Origin of the sequence: Kitasatospora sp. NPDC085895, from assembly GCF_040702125.1 — a bacterium.
GTDB lineage: Bacteria > Actinomycetota > Actinomycetes > Streptomycetales > Streptomycetaceae > Kitasatospora > Kitasatospora arboriphila.
Genome location: NZ_JBFBJY010000068.1, coordinates 1 through 16,311, shown reverse-complemented (window position 1 = coordinate 16,311; position 16,311 = coordinate 1). Strand labels below are relative to the sequence as shown.

Here is a 16,311-nt window from a genome sequence, read left to right as displayed (position 1 = left end):
GGTGGATCACCTGCTCCCCGCGGGGACCCTGCGGCGGGACCGCGGAGCGGGCTCCTCGTTCTCCTCGGGCTCCTCCTCCTCGGGCTCCTCCTCGTCATAGGAGTCCTCGTCGTACTCCTCGTCCTCGGGCTCGTCCTCGTCCTCGTCCTCGGGCTCGTCCTCGGGCTCGTCCTCGTAGGAGTCCTCGCCGCGGTCCTGCTCGGCGTCGGACTCGTCCTCGGGCTCGTCCTCGTACGGTTCCTCGTCCTCGTCCTCGTCCTCTTCGTCGTAGGACTCCTCCGGTTCGTCCCCCTCGTCCTCCTCCTCGTCGTCGTACTCGTCCTCGGGTTCCTCCGGTTCGTCGCTCTCCTCGCCCTCCAGGGGCTCCTCGTCCTCGTACTCGTCCTGCTCGGCGCCCCGGTCGTCCTCCGGAGCCTCCTCGCCCTCGCGGCCTTCGGCCTCTTCCTCCTCCTTGAGGGCGTCCTCGTGGGACTTGACCACCTTGCTGTCGCGGATCTCGCCGCGCCAGCCCTCGACCGAGTCCGGGTCGAGGATGGTGTGCGTCATGACGTGCCGGCGGAAGTGCTTGAGCTCCAGGCGGGCACGGCGGCCCTGGGCGCGCCAGATGTTGCCGGTGCGCTCGAACAGGCCCTGCGGGTGGTACTCGAGCACCATCAGGATCTTGGTGAGGTTGGGCGCGAGTTCGTGGAAGGTGACGGTGCCGTCGACATGGCCCTTGTTGCCCTTGGAGCGCCAGACGATGGTCTCGTCGGGGACCTGTTCGACGATGGTGGACTCCCAGGTGCGGTGGGACAGGAAGATCCCGGCCTTCCAGGAGACCTTCTGCTCCGACTCCTGGTTGGCCGACTCCAGCCGCTTGGTGAACTTCGGGAAGTCCTGGAACTGCGTCCACTGGTTGTAGGCGACGCGGACGGGCACGCCGACCTCGACGTCCTCGACGATGTTGGTCAGCTTGAGCTTCTTGCCCCCGCCCTTCCCCTTGCCCTTGCCCCCGCCGGTGAGCTTGTTGGAGACGAGCTGCTTCACGCCGGAGGCTCCCGCGGCGAACATCATCTTCATCGGCGACACACCGCCGCCGCCCCCGCCGAGCTTCTCGCCGATCTTCTCGGCCGGTCCGTGTTCGACGTAGTCGAGCAGCCGGTCGGTGACGTCGCCGATCTTGTCACCGGCCTTGACCATCGCGCGTTCGCCCAGTGCGGTGGCGAGTTCGCGGGCCTGGTCCTTGAGGCGGTCGGTGGGCAGCTCGTCGAGCAGCGCACCGATGCCGCCGCCGTCGCGGTCCGTGGAGGTGCCGGCCATCGCCATCACGCTCGCTTCCGTGCTGTGGTGCTGCGCGCCGTCTTACGGGCCGTACCGGTGGCCTTCTTCGCCGTCTTCGTGGCCGCGCTCTTCGGCGCGGTGCTCTTCGAGGCGGCCGCCTTCTTGGCCGTGCCGCTCGCCCGGGAGGCGGTCTTCTTCGCGGCGCCGCGGGCCGCGGAAGCGGTCTTCTTGGCGGCGGGCCTGGTCGACTTGGCGGCGGAGGCGGTCTTGCGTGCCGTCCCGCGCGCGGTCCGGCCGCCCTCGGAGGCTGCGGAGGTCGCCCGCGAGGCCGTGCTGCGGGTGGCCCGGCCCGTGGATGCCTTGGCCGTGCTGCGCGACCGGGCGGGCTTGGCCTCCTCGGCCTGGTCGTCCTCGTCCGACGTGTCCTCGTCCGACGTGTCCTCGTCCGAGGCGTCCTCGTCCGGCTCGTCGTGCTGCGGCTCCTCGTCCTCCGGTTCCTCCTCGTACTCGTCCTCGGGTTCCTCGTGGTCCGCTTCGTCACCGGAGTCGCCGGAGGAACCGGAACGCAGGGACTCCGTCCGGCGCTGGAGCGAGTCGGTCAGCGCGTTGACGCGGTTGCCGGCCGCGGCGACCGCCGCCTTGCGTCCGGCGTCGGCGAGTTCGCCGCGGACGCTGCCGGCCAGCTGCCGGAGCTGGGGCGACGACTCGAGCAGGCCGCCGAGCAGCGCTGCGGGATCAGTGGTCAGGCGTTTTCCCGCAACCGCCCCGGCGAGGGCCATCGCCCACCGGGCCTTGTGGAAGCGCCCGAGGAGGTAGCCCGCGCTGACGGCTGCGGCAAGCTTGGCGTTCTTCATGGTGTGTCCTACGGAGGTGGTTGTCCCCGTCGTCGATCCGTCGGGCATCGAGGATCCGTCCGACGAAGACTCTGGCCCGCCTACCCGGCCATGTCGATCACAAACGGTGAGCTCAGAGTGGTTGAAATGTCCCAATTGACCGACAATGGGCGACCAACTGTCACGCTGAGCAGCGGAGGTGGCGTCGGTGCGGGCGGCCGGCCGACGCTTGCATCCGGTATCCGGGTACGGGTTCACCGTCGAAGACGTCCCCGCCCGGGGACCCGGCGACGGGAGTGGGCGCGATGGGTCCCGGTGATGCCGTTGAGGAACTGCAGGACGGCCGCCGCCTTCGCCGGCCCGGCCCCGCCCACCGCACTGTGCGCGGCGGAGGCCGCACACGACCTGGAGACCCTGCTCGAACCGGCCGAGCACGCGGCCGCACACGGTTGAGGCCCGCCACACCTCGACGGCGGCCGGCACGGTGGCGGTCGGCCGGCCGGTCAGCCGGCCGCCGGCGGCGGCGCGTCCAGGATGCCCAGCAGGATCCGGACCAGTTCGGCGACGACCTCGTCGAGGGTGGCCTCCACCCAGCCCTCGGCCCAGTCGTGCAGCAAACCGTTCACCCCGCCGATGAACGCGGCGGCGGCGACCCGGTAGTCGCGCGGCACCGCCTCGCCGCGGGCCACGGCCGCCGCGGCCTCCGTGCACAGCAGGTCGACCCAGCGGGAGCGGCGGGCCAGCCGCTGCTGCTCCATGCGCGGACTGACGCCGATGATCTCGACGAAGGTGATCCGCAGCCGGCGCCGGTCGCCGGTGACGTGCGCCGCGTAGGCGCCGAAGACGGCCGCGGCGCGTTCGGCGACCGGTAGCCCCCCGGCCTCGGCGAGGGCCTCCAGCGCGGCCTGCTCGGCCCAGTCGTTGACCTGGAGGTGCAGCTCGGCCAGCACGTCCTCCAGGGTGCGGAACTCCTCGTAGAACTGACGGCTCGACAGCCCGGCCTCCTCGCACAGCGCGGCGACCGTGGTGGAGCGGTAGCCCGGCGCGTCGCCGAAGAGCTGCAGCGCCGCGGCCAGGAACCGCCGCCGGCGCTCGGCCTGCCGGTCCTCCGCGGACCGGCCCGCGTACCGCCCGGTCGGCTGCCTCAGCCTGCCTGTCACCGCACCCCCCGTTGTCGACGGTCCCTCATTTTCCCGCGCCCGCCGTCTTGTCGGGACACCCACCCGTCGTTACTTTCAAGTAGCAAATCTGAATGTGCTCGTTTTCAGATCCTCCCTGGACCACCACCCGGAAGGAACGACGATGCCCCGACCCGCCCACCGCTCCCCCGCCCAACCCGCGCGCCCCACCGCACCGCGCCGCACCGGACTGCGCCGAGCCCTGCTCGCCACCGGCGCCGCGCTCGCCCTGACCGCCGGGGCGGCGAGCGCCGGCGCCACCCCGCTGCCGACCGCGGCCACGGCCGCGGCCCGGGCGGACGGACTGCGCGAGGTGCTCTTCGTCGGCAACAACTGGGACGGCACCGCGGACGTGGTGGAGTCCACCGGCGCACTCGCCCGGATCGGCCGGATCGACGTCGTACCGGACAAGGCGCAGCGGCTCGCCGAGATCTACCTCAACCCGGTGAAGCTGGCGTACTTCCTCGGGGTGCGGCTCGGCCCGGGCGAGGGGCACGACCAGTTCGTCGACGACATGTACTCGACGCCGGACGGCTCGGCCGTGGTGGTCTCCCGGCCGAGCTTCGCCGACGTGGTCTCCGTCGACCTGGCCACCGGACGGATCAACTGGCGCTTCCCGGTGTCGGGTTACCGCTCGGACCACATGGCGGTCTCGCCGGACGGCACCCGGGTGGCGGTCTCCGCCTCCACCGCCGACACCGTGCACGTGCTGGACATCCGCACGGGCCGGCAGCTCGGCTCCTTCGCCACCGGCGACAAGCCGCACGAGAACGTCTTCACCGACGGCGGCACCCGGATCTGGAACATGGCGATCGGCGAGGTCACCACCGCCCTCGACGCACCGTGGCTCGACTGGACGAAGGGCGACCGGCGGATCACCGTGGTCGACGCGCAGACCTTCCGCCAGGTGAAGGTGATCGACATGCGGCAGCGGCTGGACGCGATCGGCCGCCAGGACCTCTCGGACGCCGTCCGCCCGGTGGCGTTCAGCCCCGACGGCTCGATGCTCTACTTCCAGGTGTCGTTCTTCAACGGCGTGCTGGAGTACGACGTCGCCGCCGACCGGATCACCCGGGTCGCCGACCTTCCCGGAAACCCGGCGACGAACCCGGACCGCACGACCTGGGTCAACGACTCGCGGCACCACGGGCTGGCCATGAGCCCCGACGGCGCGCACCTGTGCGTCGCCGGGACGATGGACGACTACGCCACGGTCGTCGACCGCACCACCCTGAAGGAGGGCCCGCTGGTCGCCGCCTCGAAGCCGTACTGGGCGACGGTCAGCGGGGACGGCGCCTCCTGCGTGATCTCCGAGAGTGGGGCCGACCGGATCACCGCGATCGACTTCGCCACCGGCCGGAAGACCGCCTCGACACCGGTCGGCGACCACCCCCAGCGGGTCCGGCTCGGTCACGTGGCGGCCGACTGGACCTCCCCGCCGGCTCCCTGACGGCCGCTCAGTGGGCCGCGGCGTCGCGGGGGCGGGAGCGGTGCGCCCGCCAGGCGTCCAGCGCCTCGGCGCGGGTGCCGGCGGGGTGCTCGGCGTGCCAGCTCCGCAGGAAGCGGTTGAACTCGAACTGGGCGCCGACCTCCTGCGGCTCGGCCGCCTCGGCCCGGGTCGCGTACCAGTGGCCGACGCCGTCGGCGAGGGTGCGGCCGGCGTTCTCCGCGACGAAGGCGCGCATGTGCGCGTCGAAGTGGAAGGACGGCCCGATCTGCTCGGTGAACCAGGCGCGCAGCACCTGGCTGCAGCGCTGGCCGGCGGGGATCACGGTGTCGCCGTCGACCGGCGCGGCGAGCTGCCGTGCCGTCCGGGCCGGGCGCGACGGCGGCGCGTCCGGCAGCAGCCCGCCGTCCAGCACGGCGGCCAGCCGGGCGGTCAGGGCCGGCTTGCCGCCGCCCCGGCGGACGCCCGTCTCCCGCGCCAGTGCGGTGAGTTCTTCGAGGGTCCAGTACCAGCGCAGCAGTTCGGCACCGCTCAGCGCAGCCGTCAGCGGCGGTCTGGGCTCGTGTCCTGCGGTCGTGGTGTCCCCGTCCCCGTTCATCAGGCCATTCTGCCCGCCGCCCGGCACGCTCCGCGGACGGGGGTTGACGACGGAGGGCGCACCGGGCACCTGCGTCGGCAGGGCCGGGCACGGCAGCGCGCGGCCCGCCGGTCAGGCGTGCGGGAGGGTGGGGCCGCCGGCGGTCCGGGGGCCGCCGAGCGGGGCGAGGGTGCCGGCGGCGGCGGCCATGGACTCGGCGAGCAGGGCGGCCGTGCGGCTGGCCTCGTAGAGCTGCTCGCGGGCGTCCCGGGCGGTGCGGATGGCGTCGTAGGCGTCGGTGCCTGCCGGGTCGGGGGCGATCCGGCCGGCGGCCTGTTCGCTGCTGAGGAAGGCTTCGAGCCGGTCGAGGAGCTCGGGCAGCCGGGCGGTGAGGCCGGCGAGCGCGCCGACGGCCTCGGCGGCCTCGGCGGTGTGCAGCAGGCCGGGGCCGCCGCCGCGGTGCGGGGCGTCGGCGGCGACGCGGAGCAGTTCGGCGGCTTCGGCGGCGAGTTCGGCGACGGAGAGGTGCTGCGGGACGGTCGGGTTCATCGGTGGCCCTCCTCCGGGCGGCTGACGGTGCGTCGGGCAGGTCGGGCCGCCGCGGCGGCCGGCCCCGGGGAGGCGTCTGCCCGCGCGGCGCGCCGCCACACGGGGGGAGTCGGGCCGGATCGGACGGGCTGTCAGTCCTTGCGGGCCACGTAGTAGACGTTGAGCGGGTCGCCCTCGACCGACCGCACCTCGACCTCGCCGAATCCGGCCTCGGCGAGCATCCGGCGGGCCGTCTGCTCGCCCCACACGGTGCCGAGTCCGGCGCCGCCGGTGCTGAGCGAGGTGGTCATGCAGTAGAAGACGGAGAAGCAGTAGAGCGCCGGGCCGAAGGGGTGCCCGACGTTCTCCTCCAGCCGGCTGGACGCGGCGATGTCACCCATCAGGAAGGTGCCGCCGGGGCGCAGTGCGGCGGCGATCGCGGCCAGGGTGGCCGCCGGTTCGGCGAGGTCGTGGATGACGTCGAAGGCGGTGATCAGGTCGTACGTGCCGGCGATCCCGGTGGAGTCGCCGACGGCGAGGGTCACGTTGGCCAGGCCGCGGCGTTCGGCCTGGGAGCGGCCGACGGCGATGCCCTCCTCCGACTGGTCGAGGCCGTGGAAGCGGCTCTCGGGGAAGGCCGCTGCGAGGACCACGGGCGCGTGGCCCTGGCCGGTGCCGACGTCGAGCGCGTCGATGCCGGCCCGCAGGCGGTCCGTCAGGCCGGGGACGAGGGGCACAATGGTGTCCACCAGGGCCAGGTCGTAGACCCGGGCGCTCTCCTCGGCCTGCAGCGCCTGGAAGCGGGGGTAGGCGGAGTAGGGGACGCCGCCGCCGTGCCGGAACGCGCCGACGACCTGCTGTTCGACCTCGCCCATCAGTCCGACGTACTGCATGATGCCGGCCAGGTTGTCGGGGCCGGCGGCCGCGGTCAGCGAGGCGGCGTGTTCGGGCGGCAGCCGGTAGGTGCCGTCGGCCGGGTCGTACTCGACGATGCCGCCGACGACCATGCCGCCGAGCCATTCGCGGACGTAGCGCTCGTCGAGCGCGGTGCGGGCGGCCAGGTCGGGGCTGGTGGCGGGCGGGGAGCCGGCCATGGCGTCGAACAGGCCGGCCTGGTGGCCGACGCTGGTCATCAGGGCGAGGGCGGCTCCGTTGAGGACGTCGACCATCCGGCCGGCGAAGGCCTCGGCCTTCGTGGGGTCGAACTCCCCGCCGCCGTTCTCCGGAATGCCCTTCTCCGGGTTGGCCATCGGGCACCTCCTGCTACCGGGGGCGGCTGGCCGAGCGGTGCCGCACCTCCAACGTACGCTCGGCCGGCTCCGGCGGCGCTCCGTCCGGGACCGGCCGGCCCGCCCCGGCGGGCCTTGACTGCGGCGAAACCGCCGCCGTACGGTCGGACCGGTCCGATCGGAAACATTTCCGAAACTTTTCGACCCATGACCCCATGACCCCCATGACCCACGGCACCGTCCGCCGTCCGCCGTCCGCCCGAACTCTCGGAGGCACCCATGTCCGCACCCGGGGACCGGACCGCACCGCGCCACCAGGACGCCCGCAACCCCGTCCTGCCCGGCTTCCACCCCGACCCCTCGGTCTGCCGGGTCGGCGAGGACTACTACCTGGTCACCTCCTCCTTCGAGTACTTCCCGGGCCTCCCGCTGTTCCACAGCCGGGACCTGGCGCACTGGCGGTCGATCGGGCACGCCGTGGACCGCCCGGGGCAACTCGCCCTGGACGGCGTCCGCCCCTCCGGCGGCCTCTACGCCGCCTCGCTGCACCACGCCCGCGGCCGCTTCCACCTGGTGTGCACCCTGGTCGACGGGCTGCAGCAGGACGGCACCTTCCTGCTCACCGCCGACGACCCGGCCGGCGCCTGGTCGGACCCGGTCTGGCTGCCCGGGGCGCCCGGCTTCGACCCGTCGCTCTTCTTCGACGACGACGGCTCCGCCCACCTGCTCGGCACCCGCCCGACCGACGAGGAGGGCCGGACGGAGATCTGGCTGCGCGGCATCGACCTCGACCGGGGCGTGCTCACCGGCGAGGAGCACGTGCTCTTCCGCGGTGCCCTGGTCGACGCCCGCTGGGCCGAGGGCCCGCACCTGTACCGGCACGAGGACCACTTCGTGCTGGTGCTCGCCGAGGGCGGCACCGAGCACGACCACGCCGTCACCGTCGCCCGCAGCCGCCGGCTCACCGGGCCGTACCGGAACAACCCCCGCAACCCGGTGCTGACCCACCGCCACCTCGGGCTCGGCCACCCCGTCACCGGCGCCGGGCACGCCGACCTCGTCCGCACCCCGGCCGGCGACTGGTACGCGCTGCTGCTCGCCTCCCGGCCGTACGGCGGCGGCGGGCACGCCAACCTCGGCCGGGAGACCTTCGTCGCCCGGGTCGCCTGGGAGGACGGCTGGCCGGTGGTCAACCCCGGCAGCGGCCGGCTGGAGGAGTCCACCCGGATCGCGCTGCCGCCGCACCCCTGGCCGGAGCCCGGCCCGGTCGACCACTTCGACGCGCCGGAACTGGGCCCGCACTGGAGCCTGTTGCGGACCCCGCGGGCGGCCTTCCACAGCCTGGACGAACGCCCCGGCCACCTGCGGCTGCGACTGCTGCCGCAGACCCTCGCCGAACGGGTGACGCCGAGCTTCGTCGGCCGCCGCCAGCAGCACGCCGACTTCACCGCCGAGGCGGCGCTCGACTTCGCACCGGCCACACCCGGCGAGCAGGCGGGCCTGGTGGCGTACTACGACCCGGACCACCACGTCCGGCTGCTGGTGGACGGCGACGGCGCGGGCGGCCGGGTCGCCCGGCTGACCGTCCGGGACGGCGCGCGGGACACCGTCCGGGCCGAACTGCCGCTCGCCTCGGGCCCGCTGGTGCTGGGCGCGGTCGCCCGCGGCCAGCAGTACACCTTCCGCTGCGGGCCCGCCGACGGCCCGGCCGCCGAGCTCGGCACGGTGGACGGGCGCATCCTCAGCAGCCGGCACGCGGGCGGGTTCACCGGCTGCCACCTCGGCCTGTACGCCACCGCGCCGCACCCGACGGCCACCCGGGCCGACTTCGACTGGTTCCGCTACGCCGCGTCCTGACCGCCGCCGCCGACGACACCGCCACCGCAGCGGGTCGCGACGAACTCGGCCAGGTCGGCGGCGGTGCGCCCGGGGTCGTCCCACTGGACGACGTGGCCCGAGCCCTCGTGGACGAGGAGCTCGGAGCGCGGCAGGGCGGCCGCCAGCCGCTCCTGGTCGGCCCGCGGCAGGATCCCGTCCCGGTCGCCCCGGATCGGCAGGGCGGGTGCGGTGATCCGCTCCAAGCCGTCGAGCCCGGTCTCGCCGAACAGCCCGTCGACGGTGTCCGCCACACCCGGGCCGGCACCCGCAGGCCCTCCCGCACCATCAGGTCGGCGAAGTCCGGCGGCAGCGCCCGGGCGACGACCGACTCCACCATCGCGCGGACGGCGGCCGGGTCCGGCGGCTCGGTCATCCGGGAGACGGCGTCCCGGACGGCGACGGCCTCCGGTCTGTCGGCCAGCAGCGCGAGTGTGCCGAGGAGGACCGGCCCGCGGACGCGCTGCGGGTGCTCGGCGGCGTACCGGCGGACGGTGAAACCCGCACTGGACGCGCCGACGAGCACGGGCCGGTCGATGCCCAGCAGGTCGAGGAAGGCGGCGAGGTCGGCCGCGAAGTCCGCGGGCCGGTAGCCCGCCGGCCGGCAGTCGGCGCCGCCGTGCCCGCGCCGGCTCGGTGCGAACACGTGCAGCGCCGCGGGCAGCCTGGCCATCAGCGGCCCGAAGGCGCGCCAGGAGTCGCCGACGGCGTGCACCAGGACGACCGGCGTCCCGGTGGGATCGCCCTGCTCGGCGTACGGCAGGACCGGCCCGCCCGGCGGGTGCGCGACCCGGGTGGCCGGTTCCTCCATGCGGCACCTCCCCGCGGCGGACCCCACTCGATGGTCCCGCGGCGGAGCGGCCGGCGCAGCGCCCGCGACGGGGCGCACCGGCGTCAGCTCGGGCGGTACCGCAGGATCCGGTCGTCGCCCGGGCGCGGGTCGCCACGGCCGTCGGTGTTGCTGGTGGTGACGAGCAGCGTGCCGTCCGGCTCGGCGACCACCGTCCGCAGCCGCCCGGCGGTGTGGTCGAGGACGGCGGCGGGGGTGCCCGCCGTGCCGTCGCCGTTCACCGGGATCCGCCACAGGCGCTGGCCGCGCAGCCCGGCCGTCCAGATCGCGCCGTCGGCGTAGGCGATGCCGCTCGGCGAGGCGTCGGCCGGCCGCCACTGGACGACCGGGTCGGTGTACCCGGACCGGCCGGCCCTGCCCTCGACGACCGGCCAGCCGTAGTTGGCGCCGGGCTCGATCAGGTTGAGTTCGTCCCAGGTGTTCTGGCCGAACTCGGAGGCCCACAGGCGTCCCTGCGCGTCCCAGGCGAGCCCCTGCACGTTGCGGTGGCCGAGCGAGTACACCGGGGAGCCGGGGAAGGGGTTGCCGGGAGCGGGTGCGCCGTCGGCGGTGATCCGCAGGATCTTGCCGCCCGGGGAGTTGCGGTCCTGGGCGAGTTGGGAGCGTCCGGTCTCACCGGTGCCGACGTAGAGCAGGCCGTCGGGGCCGAAGGCGATCCGGCCTCCGTCGTGGTTGTCGCCCTTGGGGATGCCGGTGAGCACGGATGCGGGGTCGGTCAGCTGCGCGCCGGTCGGCCGCGAGGGGTCGTAGGCGAAGCTGACGATCCGGTTGTCGTCGGCGGCCGTGTAGTAGGCGTACAGCCGGCCGTTCGGGCCGAGGGCCAGGCCGAGCAGTCCGCCCTCGACGAAGGCGTCCACACCGGGGACGGTCCCGATGTCGGTGCGCGCGCCGGTCCTCGGGTCGATGCGCAGGATCCGCCCGGTGTCCCGGGAGCCGACCAGCAGGGCGCCGTCCGGCAGCCGGGCGACGCCCCACGGCGTGTTCAACCGGTCGGCGACCGTGGTGGCGTCCGCGCCGCCCGAGGCCCCGGGGGAGCCGGTGGCGGTGGCGCTGGCGGCCGGGGTGGACGAGCCGCAGCCGGCGAGGGCCGCGCCGAGGACGGGCAGCAGGGCGAGTGCGGTCACGGTGCGCGGCTTCACGCGGGCCTCCCGGCGGGGCGACGGCCGCCCGGTCCACGCCGGGCAGCCCCTCCAGCTCACCACATCCGGGCCGACGCTTCGCGCGTGACGCCGAATGGCGCCATGTGACGCCATGCTGGCACCACGGAAGCGGCTCAACCATCGTGCGACATCACCGCGGTCAGGCTCGCGCCACCCTCGTTCCCGCAGGTCAGGATGGTCTGACGCCGACCAACCACGCAGGTGGGGCCAGGAGGACTTGCACATGGCACCATGATGGTGCCACTATGGCGTCATGGACCTCACTCCGTATGTCGACTCCCTGCGGCGCGAACTCGCGGTGGCCGCCGAGGCCGGCGGCGACCAGGCCCGCGAGCTGGCCGAGCGGCTCACCGCCCCCCTGGAGTCGGCGACCCGCCTGACGATGCTCAACGTGCTCTCCGCCGCGATGGACGAGATCACCCGCGAGCTCGCCCCCGGCTCGGTCGACGTACGGCTGCGCGGACTGGACCCGGACTTCGTGGTGACGCTGCCGCCCGCCGGCAGCGGCCCCGCGCAGCCGGCCGCCGCGCCCGTCGAACCGCTCGCGGCGCAGCCGCCCGCCGACGGCGACGAGGGCGGCACCGCCCGGGTCAACCTGCGCCTGCCGGCCCACCTCAAGACGCGCGCCGAGGAGGCCGCGGCCCGCCAGGGGCTGTCGGTCAACGCCTGGCTCGTCCGGGCCGTCTCGGCCGCGCTCGACGGCGGCACGCCGCCGCGCACGGCGGAGCGGACCCGCAGCGTCGGGCAGAGCTTCACGGGCTGGGTGCGCTGACCCCAGCCCCCACCCCCGCACCGCCCCGCAGCACCCCACCCGCACCACTTCACCCAGACCGCGTCCCACCAGCGGGGACGTCCTGACGAGCCAGGAGGACGGGACAGCCATGCCTTCGTACGACACTCCCGAACCGATTTCCGCCCACGCCCACGTGGCCGCCGGCTCCGTTCGGCTGACCGCGGGCGACCGCCCCGAGACGGTCGTCGAGGTGCTGCCCCTCGACCCGAAGAAGGACCGGGACGTGCGGGCCGCCGAGCAGGCCGAGGTGACCTTCGCCGGCGGCGTCCTGACCGTCAGGACGAAGCAGCGCGCACTGATCGGGCCCACCGGCGCCGTCGACGTGACGGTCGAACTGCCCGCCGGTTCGCACGTCGACGTGACCGGCTCCTGGACCCAGGTGCTCGGCGAGGGCCGGCTCGGCGAGGTCCGCGTCAAGACCTCCGCCGGCGACGTCCGCCTGGACACCACCGGGCCGCTCAGGCTGACCGCCTCGCACGGCTCGATCACCGTCGACCGGGTCCAGGGCGCCGCCGAGATCACCACCAGCTCCGGCAGCGTGCGCGTCGGGACGGTCGAGGGACCGGCCGTGCTGAAGAACTCGCACGGCAGCACGACCGTCGGCGCCGCCTTCGGCGAGCTGCGGGTGAGCGGCGCCAACGGCGACATCGACATCGCACGGGCCGAGGGCCCGGTCACCGCCACCACCGCCCACGGCACCCTGCGGGTCGCCGAGGTCGCGAGCGGCGCCGTCCAGTTGGAGACGGCCTACGGCGCCATCGAGGTCGGCATCCGCAAGGGCACCGCCGCCTGGCTGGACGTCAGCTCCGAGCGCGGGCAGGTCCGCAACTCGCTCTCCGACGCGACGCCGCCGGAGGAGGCCGAGGACACCGTCGAGGTCCGGGCCCGGACCCGCTGGGGCAACATCGACGTCCGCCACGCCCGCGCCTGAGCCGGTCCGTACGGACGCACGGACGTGACACGGGCGGGGACCGTACGGTCCCCGCCCGTGTCACGTGTGCGTGTGGATCAGCAGCTCAGGTTGTTGCCCGGGACGGTGCCGAGGATCTGGGTGAAGCTCTGGTAGGCGTTGATCCGGCTCTGCACCTGGGCCGGGTTGCCGCCGTTGCACTCCAGGCTGCCGTTGATGCTGCGGATGGTCTCGCCGAAGCCGGCGCCGTTCACCATCGCGTTGTGCGGCGTCATGGTGCCGGGGCCGGACTGGGTGTTCCAGTACCAGAGGCCGGTCTTCCAGGCGACGGAGGAGTCGGTCTGCACCAGGTTGGGGTTGTGCAGCAGGTCGATGCCGAGGGCGTCGCCGGCCGCCTTGTAGTTGAAGTTCCAGCTGAGCTGGATCGGGCCGCGGCCGTAGTACGCGGCCTGGCCGGCCGGGCAGCCGTACGGCTGCGAGGAGTCGCAGTAGTGCGGGTAGTTGGCGGTGTTCTGCTCGACCACGTACACCAGGCCGCCGGTCTCGTGGCTGACGTTGGCGAGGAAGGCCGCGGCCTCCTGCTTCTTCACCGTGTCGCTGCCGGTGTTGGCGAACGCCGGGTAGGCGCTCAGCGCGGCCTTGAGGCCCGCGTAGGTGTAGAAGGAGTTCCGGTTCGGGAACATCTGGTTGAACTGCGCCTCGCTGACCGGGAATCCGCCCGGGTTCGAGGTCTGGGTCGGGGTCGGCGTGCTGCCGCCGCCGGAGCAGTCGTACGGCTCCCAGTACCAGGTGGAGATCGTCGGGTCGTAGCCCGGGTTGTCGTGGGTGGCCCGGTACAGGTTGCCGTTGGAGTACTTGACGACCGTGCCGGTGGTGTAGGTGCGGCCGGCCACCCAGGCCGGGTAGTCGCAGCTGCCGCCGCCGGTCGGGGTCGGGGTGGAGCCGCCACCGCCGCCGCAGACGCCGTTGTCGGCCCAGACGCCGGAGGCGCCGCCGGGGGTCTCGTTCTGGGTCCACCACTTGGCGGTCCAATTGTGGCCGTTGTAGGAGGCGGACATGCCCCCGGTGTAGACGGAGGAGGAGTTCCACGCCGAGGCACAGGTGCCGGCCGAGGCGGACGTGGGAATCAGGACGGCGAGGCCTATCGCGGCCGCGCCCGCGGCGGCGGCCGCGATGAACCGGCGCTTGGCCGGAAGACGGTGCTTCACTGACACGTGATCACCCCTTGGTGCGGTGGGGGCCGCACGGGATCGAGGACGGAGGGGACCGCGCACGCGGGCCTGCGGACACCGTCGGAAGAGGGGTGCCGGGCCGCCGTTGCGGGGTTGACGAGGACTCAACCAAACTGGTCTATACCTGTCAAGAAGGCGTGTCTGAGCGGAGGTTCAACGGAACCCTAAGAACTCCTCAAGGCGCGCGGCCCGCCCCCTCGGGCGCCGGTTCAGGCCTTCCGGCCGGCCGTCCGGCGGCGCTCGCCGCGGGCGAGCCGGCGCAGCCCCGCGAACCGGCCGAGCCGGTCCATCCGCTCGGCGTTGGCCATCGACGCCCGGTCGAGCTCCTCCATCAGACGGCGCGAGCGGTGCTCCAGGGCGAGCTCGTCGAGCATCCGGTCGATCTCGGCGAGCACCGACCCGTAGAGCTGCCAGGCCTCCGGGTCCTCCTGGACGTGGCGCAGCAGCTGGTGCGCCACGTTCTCGCGGGCCGCCCAGGCGGCGGCGAGCTCGGCGGTGAGGCGGTCCTCGGCCTCCTCGGCGCTGCGGCTGACCTGAGTGGTGACCAGCACGGCGAAGCTCACCAGGGCGCCGCCGACGTGCTCCAGCAGCTCGCCCAGCGAGACGGTGACGTCGGAGGGGAAGAGCCGCTCGTCGCCGTTGCGGCGCTTGGCCAGGTCGGTGAGCGAGCGGGTGAGCACCCGGATGACGACCACGCAGATCTCCAGCGTGTCCAGGCCGGTGCGCAGCACGATGCGCGAGAGCAGTCCCTCGCTGACCCTCGGATTGAGCCGCAGGCTGTCCTCGGCCTGGCGCAGCGCGGCGTCCACGTCGGCGATCGCCTGGTCCAGCCGGCGGGCCTCGTGCAGCCGGGCGGCCGCCTGCTCGACCGGCGCCGGGCCGCCGAGCTCCTCGGCGATCTCCAGCAGCAGCTGACGGGCCCGGCGGGCGAGGTCCTCGATGGACTCGCCGGCGGTGTCGACCCAGACGGGCGGTGCGAAGACGACGTTGAAGGCGAGGCCGACCCCGGCGCCGATCAGGGTCTCCAGGACGCGGTCCCAGGCCTGCGAGGCGAGGCGGGTGACGCCGAGCACCAGCATGGCGCTGATCGCGACCTCGTTGACGAACTCGTCGACCCGGACGAAGTGCCCGACCACCAGCGAGGCCAGGATGATCAGCCCGAGGCTCCACCAGGAGAGGCCGACCACCGCGCTGAAGCCGATCGCGATGAGCACCCCGACGATGACCGAGTTGACCCGGCGGATGCTCGTCTTGAGGGTCGAGTACACGGTGACCTGGACGACCAGCAGGGCCGTCAGCGGCGCGGTGAGCGGGGCCGGCTCGGCACTGAGCTGCACGGCGACGGCGTAGGAGAGCGTGGCGGCGACCGTCGCCCGCAGGTACAGGGCGACGGTCGGGTCCTTGATCCACCGGCGGGCGGCACTCCTGGTCCTGATCCACAGATCGCGCATCACTCCCTTGTACCCGCCGCGCCGCCCGGCACCCGGACGGCGCGGCGCACCCCTCCGGGTGCCGTGGCCGGCGCCGCGGCACCCGGAGGGGCGGGACGTGCTGCGCGCGGGTCAGGCCGAGACGAATCCGCGCACCTGCGCCAGCACCGACAGGTCGGTCAGGAAGCCGATGCGGGTCCGGGTGACCGGGCCGCCCGTCGAGTGGTTGACCAGGTCCACCTGGGCGGCGCCGGTCTTGGCGCGGACCTGGTCGACGTAGGCCGCGAGCTGCGCGGCACTGGTCCGGTTGGACTGGTTCCAGTCGTGCTCGAAGGTGTGTACAGCTCGGAGGAGCCGTAACCGCCCGCCGCCTCAACCCGCACTGCGCGACCGCCCTGCTGCTCACGGCCGACACCCACCACGGCACCGCACCCGACCGGCCGGACGCGAGCGGCCCGCCCGCCCCGGCCGACCACCTCGCCGGGCCGCCGCACCTCGCACTCGGCCCGCTGCCCGACTCCGCCGCGGCGGCGCTCGTGAACGACACCGCCCCGGGCGGGCCCGGCACCACCTGCAGGAGGCGCTGGACGGCTTCGAGCGGTGCGGAGCCCAGCCGTGGGCGGAGGAGGCCCGGGGTGAACCGCGGGCCGCCGGCACCGCACCGGACGGTCCGGCCGACGACGGCTCCGCCCGCGGCCGCGGCCTGACCGCCCTCACCGCCCAGCAGACGCACATCGCGCGGCGGGCCGCCGAGGGCGCCACCAACAACGAGATCGCCCGGCAGCTGTCGCTGAGCCCCCGCACGGTGGAACACCACCTGCGGAACGTCTTCGCCGTCCTCGGCATCCGCTCCCGGACGCAGCTCGGTCCCGTCCTCGCCGGCCGCCACGGCTGACGGCCCGCGGCCGTGTCCTGGTATGGCGACGGCCCGCTTCCCGGGTGCGGGGAGCGGGCCGTGCGGGGGTGCGGGGTGCCGGGATCCGGGGTCGCCGGTCCGGGCCGCCGAAGA

At 74.2% G+C, this 16,311-nt stretch carries 16 protein-coding genes and 1 pseudogene; 6 read left to right on the top strand and 11 right to left on the bottom strand.

From position 1 onward, the window contains the following. Positions 1 to 6: 6 nt before the first annotated feature. The gene (locus AB0442_RS31470) at positions 7 to 1,299 is read right to left on the bottom strand and encodes an SRPBCC family protein (RefSeq protein WP_366167019.1); all 1,293 of its coding nucleotides are present in this window, start codon (positions 1,297 to 1,299) and stop codon (positions 7 to 9) included. 5 nt (positions 1,300 to 1,304) lie between these two features. After that, on the bottom strand, positions 1,305 to 2,114 hold the full coding sequence (locus AB0442_RS31465; RefSeq protein ID WP_366167018.1) for a histone protein: 810 nt from the start codon (positions 2,112 to 2,114) through the stop codon (positions 1,305 to 1,307). 297 nt (positions 2,115 to 2,411) lie between these two features. Between AB0442_RS31465 and AB0442_RS31460 the strand changes: the two genes are divergently transcribed. Then, positions 2,412 to 2,546: a hypothetical protein gene (locus AB0442_RS31460; protein WP_366167017.1), complete on the top strand. Its 135-nt coding sequence runs from the start codon at positions 2,412 to 2,414 to the stop codon at positions 2,544 to 2,546. A gap of 50 nt (positions 2,547 to 2,596) precedes the next feature. On the opposite strand, the gene AB0442_RS31455 is transcribed toward AB0442_RS31460, so the two are convergent. Further along, positions 2,597 to 3,253, bottom strand: coding sequence for a TetR/AcrR family transcriptional regulator (locus AB0442_RS31455; protein ID WP_366167016.1), 657 nt, complete (start codon positions 3,251 to 3,253; stop codon positions 2,597 to 2,599). Between the two features lie 142 nt (positions 3,254 to 3,395). Here AB0442_RS31455 and AB0442_RS31450 point away from each other — a divergent pair, with 142 nt between their 5' ends. Beyond that, the gene (locus AB0442_RS31450) at positions 3,396 to 4,721 is read left to right on the top strand and encodes a YncE family protein (protein WP_366167015.1); all 1,326 of its coding nucleotides are present in this window, start codon (positions 3,396 to 3,398) and stop codon (positions 4,719 to 4,721) included. A 7-nt stretch (positions 4,722 to 4,728) separates the two neighbouring features. Here AB0442_RS31450 and AB0442_RS31445 read toward each other — a convergent pair whose 3' ends face one another. From AB0442_RS31445 to AB0442_RS31435, 3 genes are all read right to left on the bottom strand, one after another. Next, positions 4,729 to 5,316 (bottom strand): DUF6434 domain-containing protein, encoded by a 588-nt coding sequence (locus AB0442_RS31445; RefSeq protein WP_366167014.1) that lies wholly within the window; start codon positions 5,314 to 5,316, stop codon positions 4,729 to 4,731. A 111-nt stretch (positions 5,317 to 5,427) separates the two neighbouring features. Beyond that, positions 5,428 to 5,844 (bottom strand): hypothetical protein, encoded by a 417-nt coding sequence (locus AB0442_RS31440; protein WP_366167013.1) that lies wholly within the window; start codon positions 5,842 to 5,844, stop codon positions 5,428 to 5,430. Positions 5,845 to 5,975: 131 nt separating this feature from the next. Continuing rightward, the gene (locus AB0442_RS31435) at positions 5,976 to 7,073 is read right to left on the bottom strand and encodes a methyltransferase domain-containing protein (RefSeq protein WP_366167012.1); all 1,098 of its coding nucleotides are present in this window, start codon (positions 7,071 to 7,073) and stop codon (positions 5,976 to 5,978) included. A gap of 258 nt (positions 7,074 to 7,331) precedes the next feature. Between AB0442_RS31435 and AB0442_RS31430 the strand changes: the two genes are divergently transcribed. Next, positions 7,332 to 8,909, top strand: a complete 1,578-nt coding sequence (locus AB0442_RS31430) for a glycoside hydrolase family 43 protein (RefSeq protein ID WP_366167011.1) — start codon at positions 7,332 to 7,334, stop codon at positions 8,907 to 8,909. Here AB0442_RS31430 and AB0442_RS31425 read toward each other — a convergent pair. Then, complete coding sequence (locus tag AB0442_RS31425; RefSeq protein ID WP_366167010.1) at positions 8,818 to 9,738, bottom strand: alpha/beta fold hydrolase; 921 nt, start codon at positions 9,736 to 9,738, stop codon at positions 8,818 to 8,820. The genes AB0442_RS31430 and AB0442_RS31425 overlap by 92 nt on opposite strands. Positions 9,739 to 9,821: 83 nt before the next feature. After that, positions 9,822 to 10,916: a PQQ-dependent sugar dehydrogenase gene (locus AB0442_RS31420; protein WP_366167009.1), complete on the bottom strand. Its 1,095-nt coding sequence runs from the start codon at positions 10,914 to 10,916 to the stop codon at positions 9,822 to 9,824. Between the two features lie 274 nt (positions 10,917 to 11,190). On the opposite strand from AB0442_RS31420, the gene AB0442_RS31415 reads away from it, so the two are divergent. Then, the gene (locus AB0442_RS31415) at positions 11,191 to 11,709 is read left to right on the top strand and encodes a toxin-antitoxin system HicB family antitoxin (RefSeq protein WP_366167008.1); all 519 of its coding nucleotides are present in this window, start codon (positions 11,191 to 11,193) and stop codon (positions 11,707 to 11,709) included. A 109-nt stretch (positions 11,710 to 11,818) separates the two neighbouring features. Next, positions 11,819 to 12,661 carry a DUF4097 family beta strand repeat-containing protein gene (locus tag AB0442_RS31410; protein ID WP_366167007.1) on the top strand — a complete coding sequence of 281 codons (843 nt, stop codon included), beginning with the start codon at positions 11,819 to 11,821 and terminating at the stop codon, positions 12,659 to 12,661. Positions 12,662 to 12,738: 77 nt separating this feature from the next. Here AB0442_RS31410 and AB0442_RS31405 read toward each other — a convergent pair whose 3' ends face one another. The 3 genes from AB0442_RS31405 to AB0442_RS31395 all read right to left on the bottom strand — a co-directional run bounded on the left by AB0442_RS31405 (position 12,739) and on the right by AB0442_RS31395 (position 15,542). Continuing rightward, on the bottom strand, positions 12,739 to 13,785 hold the full coding sequence (locus tag AB0442_RS31405) for a glycoside hydrolase family 19 protein (RefSeq protein WP_366167044.1): 1,047 nt from the start codon (positions 13,783 to 13,785) through the stop codon (positions 12,739 to 12,741). A 296-nt stretch (positions 13,786 to 14,081) separates the two neighbouring features. Then, entirely contained in the window at positions 14,082 to 15,323 is a 1,242-nt protein-coding gene (locus AB0442_RS31400) for an aromatic acid exporter family protein (protein WP_366167006.1), read from the bottom strand. Positions 15,324 to 15,434: 111 nt separating this feature from the next. Beyond that, a complete protein-coding gene (locus tag AB0442_RS31395) occupies positions 15,435 to 15,542 on the bottom strand; it encodes a hypothetical protein (RefSeq protein WP_366167005.1) in 108 nt (35 codons plus the stop codon). A 319-nt stretch (positions 15,543 to 15,861) separates the two neighbouring features. Between AB0442_RS31395 and AB0442_RS31390 the strand changes: the two are divergent. Beyond that, positions 15,862 to 16,197: pseudogene (locus tag AB0442_RS31390) on the top strand (helix-turn-helix transcriptional regulator); the annotation flags it as partial. Positions 16,198 to 16,311: the final 114 nt, after the last annotated feature.